Raw genomic sequence first — 13,574 nt, 5'->3', positions numbered from 1 at the left:
TGCCCTGACGCCCAAGGGGGATACGAAGCGACTACGCTCCGCTGTCGCGATGTTTCACCAGCCGCGTCAGCTCCACGCGCGAGGTGATGTCCAGCTTGGTGAAGGCCCGGCGCAGGTGCGAACTCACCGTGTGCGGCGAGAGGGAGAGGTGCTCGGCCACCTGTTGGTTGGTCAGCCCTCGGGCCACGAGCCGTACCACCCGTATCTCCGCGGCCGTCAGCTCGGGCCATGCACCGGAGAGTCCGGGCATCGAGGGCCGGCGGCGGACACCAGCGGCCCGCAGGCGCCGGCGGACGCGTGCCGCGTCCCGCTCGGCGCCCGCTCGCGCGTAGAGCGCGAGGGCCGTGTCGAAGTACGGCACCGCTTCGGACGTGCGGGTGGCCGCCAGCTTGCGTCCTGCGTCCTCCAGTGCCGACGCCCGGGCCAACGGCCGAGGGCAGTCCTCGTACAGCCGGACGGCGCGTACGAGAAGGGCGAGGTCGTTGTCGAGGAGCCCCCGGGCGTGCGCGGCGGTGGCGGCGAGGAACGTGAGGTCGGGGTTGAGCACGGCCAGTCGCTCGGCCAGGGCCACTGCCTGCGCGGCCCGTTCGTGCGCGCCGGCACGCAGCGCCAGGCGGACGAGGAACGGGGCGTCGGCGGGGTCGACCAAGCCGGCGTAGGCCGGCCGGTCCGCGGCGGGCGACGTCATCACCTCGTCGAGTTCGGCCATGGCACGGTCGGGCCGGCCTTCGAAGTCGGCCATCAGTGCCAGCATCCAGGAGCCGAAGTGCCGGACGACGGGTGCGCCGTCGCTCCGCATGCGTCTCGCCTCCGCGGCGTACGTGCGTGCGGTCTGCTGGTCGTTGGTGTGGAGGGCGACGCGCATCATCACGTACCGGAGCGTGACGTCGGCGAAGTTGCCCGGGCCGAGATCGTCGGTCGTCGCGGACGCGGCCTCGGCGTCGGCCCGGGCGTCCGTCAGCCGTCCGGCCTCCAGAAGGATGCGGGACCTGGTCATGAGCCACATACAGGTGGCCGCCGTCCGGCCCTGCTCCCCGGTGATCCGGATGCCGTCCTCCGCGGCGGCGAGCGCCTCCGCCGAGCGCCCGGTGGTGTTCGACAGGAGAGCGTGCCACAAGGCCTCCGGAACCCACAGCGAGGTGCTGACGCCCAGGGCGTCGGCCAGCGCGGCGGCCCGCTCGGCCTGCCGGAACGCCTCGGTCAAGTCCATGCGGTGGAAACTCACGGCCGAGCGGACCGTCGTCAACGTGGCCTCGGCGGAGCGGTCCCCCGCTGACGCTGCGGCCTCCCACGCCTCCGCGGCGACCTGCTCGGCCGCCGAGTGCTCGCCCGACATCGACAGGCCGACAGCGAGCATGGCGAGCAATCGCCCCCTGACGTCCCCGGGGATCCCGGGCAGTGCCGCCCCGGCGCGGGCCTGCCGGACCGCCTCGGAGAAGTCGAACGGTGCGGCAAGGCGTGCCAGGGCAAGGCGTATGCGCGCCTCGTCCTCAGGTCCGAGACCGCCGGTCGCCAGGGCGGAGGCTCCCAGCTCACGCGCCTGGGCGGCCCGGCCCGTCTGCCAGAGCAGCGGGATCGTCTCGGAGATGATCCTCGGCCGCTCCGGAGCGTCCGCCGTGGTGAGCTCCAAGGCCTTGAGGCTGCGTTCCGCGGCGGGTCCGGGAGCGGTGGCCGCGAGTTCCGCCGCGGCGGTGCGCAGCCGGTCGGCCTCCGCCGCGGCTCCCGGCCCCGCTCTCCCGGCCTCCGCCGCGTCTGCCGGTGCTCTCCCGGCCGAAGGCCCGGGACGCTCGGCGGGGGAGGCCGCGCTCCCCGGCGGCAGCTCGGCGGCTTGACCACGCAGGGCCTGACGCACGGGCAAGGGGAGGCCGGCTTCCACCGCCTCGCGGATCAGGTCGTGGCGGAAGGCGAGGCGATCGCCGCTTTCGGTGAGCAGATCGGCGTCGAGGGATTCCCGTACCGCTGTGATGAGCGCCGCCGGGGACCTGCCGAGCAGTTCGGCCAGCAGCGCGACGGTGACCGGGGCGCCCACGGCGGCCGCCGTCTGCACCAGCCCCCGTGCCTCGTCGGAGAGCTGGTCGAGGCGGCGCACGACCGAGGGGAGTTCCCGCGGGGCGGGTGGTCCGGCCGACAGCCTGGCCGTGCCGTTTTCCCTCGTCACTGCCTCCCGCAGCGAGCCGAGCAGCTCGACCAGCAGCTGCGGGACTCCTTCTGCGCGGCGGACGACGCAGAGGACGTCCGGGCCGGGAGCGGCGCCGAGGACGTCCTCGGTGATCCGTGTGGTCGCCTGGTCGTCCAGCGTTCCCAGCGCCAGCTCGTGTGCGCCTGCCCGCCGGATCCGGTCCAGGGTCGTGCGCACTCCCGACGGCACACTGCCGCCGCGCACGGCGACCAGCCACAGGATGGCGTACGACGAGAGTCCGGCCGCGAGGGTGTTGAAGGTGAGAAGGGTCAGGTCGTCGCACCACTGGAGGTCGTCGAGGACGACGAGCAGGGGGCCGTTTCGAGCCGTCTCCCGCAGGCGGTCCCCCAGTTCCTGGAGCAGCCAGAAGCGCTGGCCGGGCGTCGTGGCGAGGTCCCTGAGACGGACGGCGCCCGTCAGCGGTTCCTCGCCGGAGAGCAGACCGTCGAGGAGCGGTCCGAGCGGCACGAACTGTTCGTCGGGGTCCGCCGCTCCCTCGAACACCCTCGTCCCGCGCCGCCTCGCGGCTGCCGCGGACTCCGCGAGGATCCTGGACCTGCCGATGCCGACGGGTCCTTCGACGCGGATGATCCCGCCTTCGCCCCGGTCGAGCGCGTCGAGCCGCGCCTCGATGAACGCCAGTTCGGCGTCCCGGCCGCGCAGCGGCGTCCGTACGCCCTCGGGTTCCTCGGGCACGGTCCTTGTCGTCACTCGGTTCACGCTCATACGGCGGAACAGTATGAACCATACGAATCCCCCGCCGTCACCCGGCCCAGGGGCCCGTCTCAGTCGAAGCGCAGGCCGGCGAGTCGTCGTTCGAGGACGGTGACGTCGTCCTCGGGCACTTCACCGACCGGGCGCGCCGCCATGAGCGCGGCGAGCTCGACGCCCGCCCGGCGGACGCGGCCGGGCAGGCCGTCGGTGTACTGGTCTCCCCCCGAGCCCCAGTCCTCGGAGGCCGCGAACACGGCGGTGGGGACGACGACGGCGCGGAGATGGGCGAAGAGCGGACGCACGGCGTGCTCAAGGACCAGGGAGTGGCGGGCGGTACCGCCCGTCGCCGCGGTCAGGACCGGCTTCCCGGTGAGGGCGTCCGGATCGATCACGTCGAAGAAGGACTTGAAGAGACCGCTGTAGGAAGCCGCGAACACGGGAGTCACGACGATCAGGCCGTCGGCCGCCGTCACCGCGTCGATCGCGGCGCTCAGCCGCGGCGGCGGAAAGCCGGTCACGAGGTGGCCCGCGATGTCGCCGGCCCGTTCCCGCAGCTCCACGACCTCGGTCGACACCGCGTGCCCCCGGGCGGCGAGTTCGTCGCGGGCCGCCTCGGCCAGCCGGTCCGCGAGCAGGCGGGTGGAGGAGGGGGTGCTCAGCCCCGCGGAGACGACGATGAGCTTCATGCGGCGGACACCTCCCGGACGGCGCGGAGCAACGCGTGCGTGGGGGCCTCCGGCACGTCGGCCGGACGCCCCTTGGCGAATTCCCTCCGCAGCACGGGCACGACCTCTTCGCCGAGGATGTCCAGCTGTTCAAGGACGGTCTTCAGAGGCAGGCCCGCGTGGTCCATCAGGAACAGCTGGCGCTGGTAGTCGCCGACGCCCTCCCGGAAGGACAGGGTCCGCTCGATGACCTGCTGGGGAGAGCCCACCGTCAGCGGGGTCTGCTCGGTGAAGTCCTCCAGCGACGGGCCGTGGCCGTACACCGGCGCGTTGTCGAAGTAGGGCCGGAACTCCCGTACGGCGTCCTGGGAGTTCTTGCGCATGAAGACCTGTCCGCCCAGGCCGACGATGGCGTCCTGCGGCCTGCCGTGACCGTGGTGCGCGAACCGGCGCCGGTAGAGCTGCACCATGCGCCTGGTGTGGTCGGCCGGCCAGAAGATGTTGTTGTGGAAGAAGCCGTCGCCGTAGTAGGCGGCCTGCTCCGCGATCTCGGGGGACCTGATGGATCCGTGCCAGACGAAGGGCGGGACGCCGTCCAGGGGCCGGGGTGTCGAGGTGAAGGCCTGGAGCGGCGTACGGAACGTGCCCTCCCAGTCCACGACGTCCTCGCGCCACAGCCGGCGCAGCAGCGCGTAGTTCTCCTTGGCGAGGTTGATGCCCTGGCGGATGTCCTGTCCGAACCACGGGTAGACCGGGCCGGTGTTGCCGCGTCCCAGCATGAGGTCGACCCGGCCGTCGGCCAGGTGCTGGAGCATCGCGTAGTCTTCGGCGATCTTCACCGGGTCGTTGGTGGTGATCAGCGTCGTGGACGTGGACAGGATCAGCTTCTCGGTGCGGGCGGCGATGTAGCCGAGCATGGTCGTCGGCGACGACGGGACGAACGGCGGGTTGTGGTGCTCGCCCGTCGCGAAGACGTCCAGGCCGACTTCCTCGGCCTTGAGGGCGATCGCGACCATCGCCTTGATGCGCTCGCGTTCGGTCGGAGTGCGACCGTCGGTGGGGTCGGGGGTCACGTCCCCGACGGTGAAGATGCCGAACTGCATGGGGTGTCTGCTCTCCTGGGCTCGTCCGGTTCCCGCGCCGGGAACCGGGGGCCGGGGTGACGCCGGGGCTCCGGCATCACCCGGCGGGTCAACGGTGCGGCGTCACTTCGCCAGGAAGGCGAGGAGGGCGGTGTTGACCTCCTCGGCGTGGGTCCACAGCAGACCGTGCGGGGCGCCCTCTATCTCGACGTAGTCGGCCGACGGGAGCGCCTTGTGGAAGGGGCGCGCGGTGCCGTCGGCCGGCAGGATGCGGTCGGCGGTGCCGTGCAGGATCAGGGCGGGCACGTCGACGGCGGGGATGTCGGCGCGGAAGTCGGTGTACCAGGTCGCCGGCGCGGCGGACGCGGCGAAGGAGCCGCCGCCGGCCGCGGTGTTCCAGCTGTTGCGGACGGCCTCCTCGCTGATGCGGGTGCCCAGGTTCTCGTCGAGGTTGTAGAAGTCGGTGAAGAAGGCCGTGTAGTAGGCGTAGCGGTCGGCCTTGACTGCGGCGACGACGCCGTCGAAGAACTCCTTCGGGGCGACGCCGTCCGGGTTGTCGTCGCTCTGGAGCAGGCAGGGCTCGAGCGAGGCCAGGAAGGCGACCTTGGCGACCCGGCCGGAGCCGTACGTGGACACGTAGCGGGCGACCTCGCCGGTGCCCATGGAGAAGCCGGCCAGGACGGCGTCGTTCAGGTCGAGGGTCTCCATCACGGTGTTCAGGTCGGCCGCGAAGGTGTCGTAGTCGTAGCCGGTCGTCGGCTGCGAGGACTGCCCGAATCCGCGGCGGTCGTACGTGATCACGCGGTAGCCGGCGTCGAGCAGCGCGGCGCTCTGACGCTCCCAGGAGTGTCCGTCGAGCGGGAAGCCGTGGATGAGGACGACGGGCTGCCCGGCGCCCCGGTCCTCGAAGTACAGCTCGACGGGGTTGGTGTTCTCCTGGCCCACGGTGATGTACGGCATGGGGATGCTTCCTCGATTCGGGTCGGCTGGTCCGCGCGTCGAAGCGGCGCGGTATGCCCGTCACGCTAGGACCGGTCCCGCACCTCCTGTTGCCGTACCGCGCACCACCCCTTGCACGGGGGCGCAGAGGTCACTCAGCCGCCGGTGACGGTTCCGGCGTGGCCCTCCGCGAGCGCGATCCGGGCCAGGTGGACCCTCGAACGCACCGAGAGCTTGCGGAAGATCGACGCCAGATGGGTGTTGACCGTGTGCGGGGAGACGACGAGGGCCTCCGCGGCCGACCGGTTGGTGTGGCCCGCGGCGATCAGCCGGGCCACCTTGCGTTCCGAGGCCGTGAGCGCGTCCCAGCCCTGGCCGGGGCGCGGCCGGAGGCCTCCGGTGCGCCGGCCGGAGCGGCTTGTGGCCCGTTCCAGACCGGCCCGGACCCGGTCTGCCTCGGCGTCGGCCCCCGCCTGTGCGTAGATGTCGTGGGCCCTGGTCAGGGCGGGTGTCGCGGCGGGGTCGCCTGCCGCGAGAAGAGCGCGTCCGAGGTCGGCGGATGCGGCGGCGAGGGGCAGCGGCCGGGGGCCGGTGAGGAGGATGCGGACCGACCGCTCCAGGAGTCCGTGGTCGGCGTTCACCAGGCCGGCCGCGTGGGCGGCCGTTCCCCGGGCGGTCGGCACGGAAGGGTTGCGGGTGGCGTGCTCTGCCGCCTGGGCCGCGAGGTCCTCGGCCAGGTTCCGGTCTCCGCCGCGCAGGGCGATCCGCACGGCCTGGACGACATGGGGGCGCAGGAGCCGCCATCGGAGGAAGGGATGGTCACGCTGCACGGATCGGACCAGTTCGGCCGCTGCCGCGTGGTCACCGTCGGCGTCGGCGACGAAGGCCTCGAAGTACTGGTGCGTGGCGTGGTTGCCCGTGTTCGGCCGCTCGGCCACGGCCGCCCGCACGACGTCCAGGTGTTCCCGCGCGGCTTCGCGGTCGCCGCGCAGCATCGCGAGGAGGCCGCGGTTGACGCGGATGTTGACCAGGTTGCCGGGCACGTGGAGGTCCGCTTCGAGCCGCTCGGCGGTGACGAGGTCGGCGTCCGCGTCGTCGAGCCGGCCGAGCCCCATGTTCAGGGTTCCCTGGGCCCAGATCAGCATGGCGGGGCGCAGGGGAGCGTCGCCCGCCGTCCGGAGCAGTCGCCGTACGGTGTCGAAGTCGTCCATGTGGATCCGGGCGACGGCCTCCTCGGGCAGGAAGGCCGGGTCGAACACGCTCAGCGCCGTGTGGTGTTCGACGGCGGCGGCGCAGTCGCCCGCGTTGAGGGCGATCTCGCCGAGGCCCCACAGCGCGAGGACACGGGCCTCCCGGTCACCGGACCGCTCCGCCTCGGCGAGCGCCCGTTCGCCGGTCTCGCGAGCGGCTCCGAGGTCGCGCCCGCGGGACCTGGCGAGGGCCTGCCGGGCGGTGAGCCGGGCGCGGATCACCGGGTCGGTGACGGCTGCCAGTGCTGCCGTCGAGCGGCGGGTCAGCTCGTGGACGTCGTCGAGGTGCCACAGCGTGTCGCCGAGTACGGACTGCAGACGGGCGAAGACGTCCAGGGGCGGCTGCCGGGCGAGCAGCGTGTCGCCGGTATCCCGTGCCCGGGTGTACCGGCCCGCGCGGGTGAGCGCGACGATGGCCCGTTCTCCCACGTCGAACACCATGGGCGCGTGGGGCGGTACGAGTTCCAGGGCGCGTACGGCCAGGTCGGCGGCGAGGTCGGGCATCACGGCGATCACGTCCGTGGCGGCCGTGCCGAGCAGCCCGATCGCCTCCTGGTCGCCCGGTTCGGCGCTCTTCAGCAGATGCGGGACCGCGTCGGTGGAGCTCCGGCCCGCCGCGACGAGCCGGCTCGCGGCCTCACGGTGGAGCGCCCGGCGTACGGAGGGGGCGAGATCGGCGTACACCGCCTGGCGGAGCAGGTCGTGGCGGAACAGGAGGCGTTCGCCGTCGTCGTGGAGGAGGGCGGCGGCGATCGCCTCGTCCACTTCGGCGCTGAGCCCGGAGGCGGGCCGGCCGCACAGGGCGGCGGCGTCCGCGAGCGAGAAGGCGCGGCCGAGGACCGAGCCGATCCGCAGGAAGTGGAGGGTGTCCGGCCGGAGGTCGGTCAGCCGGTCGCGTACACCGAGGACCAGCCGCTCCGGCGGCTCCGGCGCGTCCGCGCCCGACGCCGCGATGCCCGTGAGCATCTCGGCGGCGAGGAAGGGGTTGCCTCCCGCCCCGTCGAGAAGTTCCGCGGCCTGCGTCGGCACGTCCCCGCCGAGGACGTCCCGTGCCAGCTCGGCCAGGGCCGTGTCGGACAACGGCCGGAGCGGGAGGGTCGTCGTCCGCGGCCCCTGCCCGTACAGTTCCGGGTCGTTCCTGCCCGTGAGCAGCCAGAGGACCGGGGAGCTGAGCAGCCGTGCCGGCATGACACTCAGGGCGAACCGGCTCAGCGGGTCGGCCCATTGGACGTCGTCGACCGCGATCAGTACGGGTGTGCCCGCCCAGCGTTCCTCGATCAGCTGGGCCAGTCGTTCGACGAGCCAGATGCGCTGGCCGTGATGGCCCGCGAGGTCTGCGAAGTCCGTGCTGGACAGCAGCGGCGGGTCGCCGTGCAGGAGGCCGGAGGCCAGTGAGGCGAGCGGTGCCAGCTCGTGCAGTTCCTCGGCGCGTCCATGGCTGACGACGAACCCGTGAGCCCGCGCGATCGAGACGGTCTCCTGCAGCAGTACGGTCTTCCCGATCCCGGGCTCGCCCAGGAGCAGCGCGATCGCTCCTCCCTCGCCGCCCCGCACCGCCTCGACCAGGGCGCGCAGCCGCTCCAGCTCGGCTTCGCGGCCCCGCAGCCCGGGCCGGCTCAGCCCCGCGCTCCCGGGCACCGCCATGCCTTCTCCCCCGGCCCGGTCGGGGCTCATCCCTTGACCGGTCCGGCGAGCAGTCCCCGTGCGAAGTGCCGCCGGAGGGAGAAGAAGACGAGCAGCGGGACGAACGCCGCCACGAAGGCTCCTGCGGTGAGCCGCTGCCACTCGTTGCCGTACGTCCCGGCCAGGCTCGCCAGTCTGACCGTCATCGGCGCGGTCTCGGCGAGCCCGAGCCTCGCGCCGAACCTCATGGGTGTGGCTCCTCCGATCGCCCGCCGAAGGATCCTCGGGGGGCGATCAGAAGCTACCAGCGCGCGAACATTATCGACTAATCGTTCGATCCTGAACGATCGGGTCAGTGGGCGGTGGACCGGGCCGCGTCCTGGATCAGCTCCGCCACGGCCTTGGGCTGGGCGAGCATGACCAGGTGGGAGGAGTCGACCTCGACGGTGGTCATGCCGGCGCGCTCGTACCCGTAGCGCTCCACATCGGGGTTGATCGTGCGGTCGCAGGAGGCGACCAGACCCCACGAGGGCTTGGTCTTCCACGCCGCGACGGGCGCCGCCTCCGAGAAGGCACGTGCGGCCAGGGGGCGCTGGGAGACGGCGAGCACCGCGGCGAGGTCGGGGTCGACGTCCGCCGCGAAGAGGGCGGGGAACTTCTCGATCTCCACCGAGACGTCGGTGCCGGTCTCGGTGGAGCCGGCCACCGGGAACGGGGTGTAGACGAGCGCGTCGGCGAGTCCGGAGTCGGGGAAGCGGCCCTGCAGCTCGCCCAGGCTCTCGCCCTCCTCCAGCGCGTATCCCGCGAGGTACACCAGCGCGCGGACGTTGTCCTCCGTGCCGGCGAGGGTGATGACGGCGCCGCCGTAGGAGTGCCCGACCAGGATCACGGGGCCTTCGACGGCGCGGATCACCGAGGCGATGTACGCGGCGTCGTCGACGAGGCTGCGGTTGGGCACGGCCGGGGCCACCACTTCCATGCCGGCGGCGGCCAGTTCGGGGATGACGCGGGCGAAGCTGGAGGCGTCGGCGAAGGCGCCGTGGACCAGGACGACGGTGGGACGGGCGTGTCGGGACATGGGGAAACTCCTCGGTGCGTGACGGGGGATGGGGCCGGGGATGCGGGAGGCGGATGTGTGGTGTTCGTGTGGTGCTTCACAGGCCGAAGCGGGCGCGCCTCGCCTCGGGCACCAGGTCGGTGTACTCGGGATGGTTGCCGATCCAGCCCCGGATGAAGGGGCAGTACGGCAGGACGCGCAGCCCACGGGCCCGGGCGTCGTCGAGCGCTCCCCGGGCAAGGAGGCCGCCCAAGCCCTGGCCGGCGAACCGGCTGTCGATCTCGGTGTGGATGAAGGCGATCTCGCCCTCCGAGAGGTGGTACTCGGCGAAGCCCGCGGTCTCGGGGCCGTCGTCGCCGGCGAGGATCTCGTACCGGGACTTCTGGGGCCGGTCCGTCACCTGCGGTTCCATGGGTGCTCCTGTGCGGTCGGGGTGTGACGCCGGGGGGTGGGCGCGGTCAGAGCGTGCGGCGTACGCCGGCCTGCCGTTCCAGGTTGCGGAGCTGGACGGCCATGTCGCCTTCCACGGCGAGGTGAGCGGGGCCGCTGCGGCCGATGGGCAGGACCTGCTCGCTGCGCATGTCCTCGAGCATCAGGGCGAACGCCGTGTACATCGCGACCAGCGCGACCACGAGGCCGAGCGCACCGGACGTGCGCGTCAGCCATTCGGCGCCGGTGATGCCCCCGAGGCCGGTGGCCGCCCAGCGGGGGAGGGAGACCGCGAGGACGAGCCACAGCGCGCGCTTGGGCCGGGTCACGGCGGTCATCAGGGCCCCGAAGCAGAGGAGCGCCAGGTTGAACACGCCGAGGACCTGAAGGCCGTCGGCCGCGCCGCTGAGCATGATGAGCGAGTAGGGCAGCCAGCTGCCGGCGAAGACCGCCATCAGCGTTGCCGCGATCACGTCACGGGCGCCGAAGGCCAGGAAACTCACCAGGAGTTGGAGGACGAAGGCCGGCAGCACGGTGAAGGCGACGGCGGCGCGGGCCGCCTCGTCGAAGAGCCCGAGCTGGAGGCAGCCCGTCATCACGGAAGCGATGGCTATCGTGAAGAAGCCGAGCGGCATGGGTGAGGCGATGGGGCGCAGGTTGATCCGTGTCATCGACCGGAGGTCCGGTTCGAAACGGCGTCCCGGGGGCGCGTCCGGCGAGGTCACCGGGGTGTCGTCGCCGGCGGCGGGGGAGGCTGCGGACATCGGGTGGATCTCTCTTTCAGTGCTCGAAGCAGGGATCGACGAAGGACGGCGTCGTGTCGGGGACGCGGCCGCGGGCGACGCGCCAGCGGCGGTGCTGCTCGGACTCGGCGACGGCCTCGGCCACGGACAACGCCTGTCGCGCACCGCTCCGGTAACCGCCGAAGTGGGCCACCGGGCTCCACGCGGGGCTCACCGGCGGGACTGCCTCGTCGAGGCCCTCGTACTCGGCGGTCGCGTAGACGATGCGGCCGCCGACGACGGTGAGGACGGACTCGATGTCGGGGATGACGGCCTCGGGCACGGTGAGGTAGTCGTCCGACAGGATCGCGAGGTCGCCGTAACACCCCTCCCGCAGCACGCCCTTGACGTCCTGCTCACCGGTGAGCTCCGCCCCGCCGCGGGTGTAGAGGCCGAGGGCGGTCGCCCGGTCGATCAGGTTGCCGGCCGGGTAGAGGGCCGTGCCGCCGACGGTGCGCCCGGTGACCAGCCAGTGGAGCGCGACCCAGGGGTTGTACGAGGAGACGCGGGTGGCGTCGGTTCCGGCGGCGACGGTCAGGCCTCGGTCGAGCATGCCCCGGACCGGCGGGGTGTGGGCGGCGGCCTCGGCACCGTAACGGTCGAGGAACGCGGCGCCCTGGAAGGACATGCGGTTCTGGACGGAGAGGGCGCCGCCGAGGGCCGCGATCCGGTCGAGGCTGTCGGCCGAGACCGTCTCCGCGTGGTCGAAGAGCCAGCGGTTGCCGCCGGGGAAGAGCCCTTCGGCCGCGAGCTTCTCGAAGACTGCCAGGTCGCGGCGGATCGTCTCGTCGTAGGTCGCGTGGAGCCGGAAGCCCCAGCCGTTCTCAAGGAGAAGCCGGACGGCGCTCTCGAATTCGGTCTCGTAGCCGGCGGCGAGTTCCGGCCGGGGTTCGGAGAAGTTCTCGAAGTCGGCGGCCGCCCACGTCAGGTTCTCTCCCGCGCCGTTGAGCCGGAGCCACTCGTCCCCGTCACCGGGTTTGACCATCTCGGTCCACCGCTTCAGGTCGGCGAGCTCCTGCCCGGCCGTCTGCGGGAAGAGGTGATAGGCGATCCGGAGGGTCAGCTCCCCCGACCTGGCGAGGTCGACGACCGTGGCGTAGTTGTCGGGGAAGTTCTGGAACCCGCCGGCGGCGTCGACCGCGGACGTCAGTCCGAAGCGGTTCAGCTCGCGCAGGAAGTGGCGCGTCGACGTCCGCTTGTCGGCCTCGTCCAGGGCCGGCGCCTTGGCCAGGGTCGAGTACAGGATGAGGGCGCTCGGGGCGGCGAGGAGGACGCCGTTGGGTTCGCCGTCCCGGCCCCGGACGATCTGCCCGCCGCGCGGGTCGGGGGTTTCGCGGGTGAATCCGGCGGCCTTGACGGCGGCCCGGTTCATCAGCGCCGACTGGTACAGGTGAAGGACGAACACCGGGATGTCGGGGGCGGCGGCGTTCAGCTCGGCGACGGTCGGCATCCTGCGTTCGGCGAACTGTTCGGCGGTCCAGCCGCCCACGACGCGGATCCACTGTCCCTTGGGGGTGCGACCGGCCTGCTCGCGCAGCATGGCCAGGGCGTGGCGCAGGCTGCGTACCCCGTCCCAGCGCAGCTCCAGGACGTAGTTCAGGCCGCCCCGGATGACGTGCAGGTGCGAGTCGTTGAGGCCGGGGATCACCCGGCGGCCGAGGGCGTCGACGACCTTGGTCCCCGGCCCGACGAGGTGGGCGAGATCGTGGTCGTCGCCGAGGGCCGCGACCTTGCCGTCGCGGATCGCGACGGCGCGGGCCCCGGGCCGGTCGGGGTCACCGGTGAAGACCTTGGCGTTACGGACGAGGAGGTCGGCGTGCTCGTGCTCCCGACGCGGGGCGGGGACGAGGCCCGTCACCGGCATGCTCGTCGACGGCCCGGTCATGCGAGGGCCTTGCGCAGGGTGTCGGTGGCGAGACCGATGGCGAGTTCCGCGGCCTGGGTCTCGCGCAGTGCGTTCAGCATGACGAAGTCGTGGATGACGCCCTGGACGCGCAGGGCGGTGACGGGGACGCCGGCGGCGCGGAGCTTGGCCGCGTACGCCTCGCCCTCGTCGCGCAGGACGTCGGCCTCGGCGGTGATGACCAGGGCCGGCGGCAGGCCGCTGAGCTGCTCGGTGGAGGCGCGCAGCGGGGAGGCGGTGATCTGGGCCCGCTCGGCCTCGGCGGTCGTGTACTGGTCCCAGAACCACTTCATGGCGTCACGGCGCAGGAAGTAGCCCTCGCCGAACCGGTGGTACGAGTCGGTGTCGAAGCTCGCGTCCGTGACGGGATAGAAGAGGACCTGCTGGACGAGCGTGACGTCGCCGCGCTGCTTGGCCATGAGGGTGAGGGCGGCGCTCATGTTGCCGCCCACAGAGTCGCCCGCGACGGCGATCCGGGTGCCGTCGAGGTCCTTGTGGTGTCCCTCGCGGGCGACCCACTGGGCGACGCTGTAGTTCTGCTCGATCGCGACGGGGTAGCGCGCCTCGGGCGAGAGGTCGTACTCGGGGAACACCACGGCCGCCCGGGTGCCGACGGCGAGTTCGCGGACGAGCCGGTCGTGTGTGTGGGCGCTGCCGAAGACCCAGCCCGCTCCGTGGATGTAGAGGATGACGGGAAGCGGGCCGGTGGCGCCGCGGGGGCGGACGATCCGGGCGCGGACGTCGCCGGTCGGACCGCCGTGGACGGTGATCCACTCCTCGTCGACCTCGGGCAGGGGGACGCCCTCACCGCTCTGGACACCGTCCACGGCCTCACGGCCTTCGGCGGCGGGGATCTGGTAGAGGTACGGCGGCTGGGCGGTGGCGTCGGCGAAGGCCTGGGCGGCGGGTTCGAGGATCGGACGGTGCTTCATGAGGGGTTCTCCTTCTGGG

11 protein-coding genes are annotated in these 13,574 nt (G+C 72.6%); all 11 read right to left on the bottom strand.

Going from position 1 to position 13,574, the window contains the following annotated elements; genetic code table 11:
• Positions 1–31 precede the first annotated feature (31 nt).
• The 11 genes from ACZ4VT_RS07380 to ACZ4VT_RS07330 all read right to left on the bottom strand — a co-directional run bounded on the left by ACZ4VT_RS07380 (position 32) and on the right by ACZ4VT_RS07330 (position 13,555).
• Positions 32–2,905 (bottom strand): helix-turn-helix transcriptional regulator, encoded by a 2,874-nt coding sequence (locus tag ACZ4VT_RS07380; protein ID WP_467947455.1) that lies wholly within the window; start codon positions 2,903–2,905, stop codon positions 32–34.
• Positions 2,906–2,964: 59 nt separating this feature from the next.
• Positions 2,965–3,579 carry an FMN reductase gene (locus ACZ4VT_RS07375; RefSeq protein ID WP_467947453.1) on the bottom strand — a complete coding sequence of 205 codons (615 nt, stop codon included), beginning with the start codon at positions 3,577–3,579 and terminating at the stop codon, positions 2,965–2,967.
• A complete protein-coding gene (locus ACZ4VT_RS07370) occupies positions 3,576–4,661 on the bottom strand; it encodes an LLM class flavin-dependent oxidoreductase (protein WP_467947452.1) in 1,086 nt (361 codons plus the stop codon). The genes ACZ4VT_RS07375 and ACZ4VT_RS07370 overlap by 4 nt, the downstream gene beginning before the upstream one ends.
• Positions 4,662–4,763: 102 nt before the next feature.
• On the bottom strand, positions 4,764–5,600 hold the full coding sequence (locus ACZ4VT_RS07365) for an alpha/beta fold hydrolase (protein WP_467947450.1): 837 nt from the start codon (positions 5,598–5,600) through the stop codon (positions 4,764–4,766).
• Positions 5,601–5,734: 134 nt separating this feature from the next.
• Positions 5,735–8,473, bottom strand: coding sequence for a helix-turn-helix transcriptional regulator (locus tag ACZ4VT_RS07360; RefSeq protein ID WP_467947449.1), 2,739 nt, complete (start codon positions 8,471–8,473; stop codon positions 5,735–5,737).
• A 26-nt stretch (positions 8,474–8,499) separates the two neighbouring features.
• The gene (locus ACZ4VT_RS07355; protein WP_467947447.1) at positions 8,500–8,700 is read right to left on the bottom strand and encodes a hypothetical protein; all 201 of its coding nucleotides are present in this window, start codon (positions 8,698–8,700) and stop codon (positions 8,500–8,502) included.
• Positions 8,701–8,804: 104 nt separating this feature from the next.
• A complete protein-coding gene (locus ACZ4VT_RS07350; protein WP_467947445.1) occupies positions 8,805–9,530 on the bottom strand; it encodes an alpha/beta fold hydrolase in 726 nt (241 codons plus the stop codon).
• Between the two features lie 76 nt (positions 9,531–9,606).
• On the bottom strand, positions 9,607–9,921 hold the full coding sequence (locus ACZ4VT_RS07345; protein ID WP_467947443.1) for a GNAT family N-acetyltransferase: 315 nt from the start codon (positions 9,919–9,921) through the stop codon (positions 9,607–9,609).
• A gap of 46 nt (positions 9,922–9,967) precedes the next feature.
• Positions 9,968–10,702 (bottom strand): GPR1/FUN34/YaaH family transporter, encoded by a 735-nt coding sequence (locus tag ACZ4VT_RS07340; RefSeq protein WP_467947441.1) that lies wholly within the window; start codon positions 10,700–10,702, stop codon positions 9,968–9,970.
• A 16-nt stretch (positions 10,703–10,718) separates the two neighbouring features.
• Positions 10,719–12,605 carry an amidohydrolase gene (locus ACZ4VT_RS07335; protein ID WP_467947439.1) on the bottom strand — a complete coding sequence of 629 codons (1,887 nt, stop codon included), beginning with the start codon at positions 12,603–12,605 and terminating at the stop codon, positions 10,719–10,721.
• Positions 12,602–13,555 carry an alpha/beta hydrolase gene (locus ACZ4VT_RS07330; RefSeq protein WP_467947437.1) on the bottom strand — a complete coding sequence of 318 codons (954 nt, stop codon included), beginning with the start codon at positions 13,553–13,555 and terminating at the stop codon, positions 12,602–12,604. The genes ACZ4VT_RS07335 and ACZ4VT_RS07330 overlap by 4 nt, the downstream gene beginning before the upstream one ends.
• Between the last annotated feature and the right edge of the window lie 19 nt (positions 13,556–13,574).

The sequence above is a fragment of the Streptomyces sp. NPDC029164 genome (genome assembly GCF_055563995.1).
The sequence above is the reverse complement of the archived record's forward strand: the minus strand, read 5'-3'. Positions and strand labels throughout refer to the sequence as shown.

Bases quoted from the DNA above. Each gene is read 5' to 3' on its own strand.
- ACZ4VT_RS07380 (WP_467947455.1), bottom strand. From the start codon at position 2,905: ATGAGCGTGAACCGAGTGACGACAAGGACCGTGCCCGAGGAACCCGAG.
- ACZ4VT_RS07375 (WP_467947453.1), bottom strand. From the start codon at position 3,579: ATGAAGCTCATCGTCGTCTCCGCGGGGCTGAGCACCCCCTCCTCCACC.
- ACZ4VT_RS07370 (WP_467947452.1), bottom strand. From the start codon at position 4,661: ATGCAGTTCGGCATCTTCACCGTCGGGGACGTGACCCCCGACCCCACC.
- ACZ4VT_RS07365 (WP_467947450.1), bottom strand. From the start codon at position 5,600: ATGCCGTACATCACCGTGGGCCAGGAGAACACCAACCCCGTCGAGCTG.
- ACZ4VT_RS07360 (WP_467947449.1), bottom strand. From the start codon at position 8,473: ATGGCGGTGCCCGGGAGCGCGGGGCTGAGCCGGCCCGGGCTGCGGGGC.
- ACZ4VT_RS07355 (WP_467947447.1), bottom strand. From the start codon at position 8,700: ATGAGGTTCGGCGCGAGGCTCGGGCTCGCCGAGACCGCGCCGATGACG.
- ACZ4VT_RS07350 (WP_467947445.1), bottom strand. From the start codon at position 9,530: ATGTCCCGACACGCCCGTCCCACCGTCGTCCTGGTCCACGGCGCCTTC.
- ACZ4VT_RS07345 (WP_467947443.1), bottom strand. From the start codon at position 9,921: ATGGAACCGCAGGTGACGGACCGGCCCCAGAAGTCCCGGTACGAGATC.
- ACZ4VT_RS07340 (WP_467947441.1), bottom strand. From the start codon at position 10,702: ATGTCCGCAGCCTCCCCCGCCGCCGGCGACGACACCCCGGTGACCTCG.
- ACZ4VT_RS07335 (WP_467947439.1), bottom strand. From the start codon at position 12,605: ATGACCGGGCCGTCGACGAGCATGCCGGTGACGGGCCTCGTCCCCGCC.
- ACZ4VT_RS07330 (WP_467947437.1), bottom strand. From the start codon at position 13,555: ATGAAGCACCGTCCGATCCTCGAACCCGCCGCCCAGGCCTTCGCCGAC.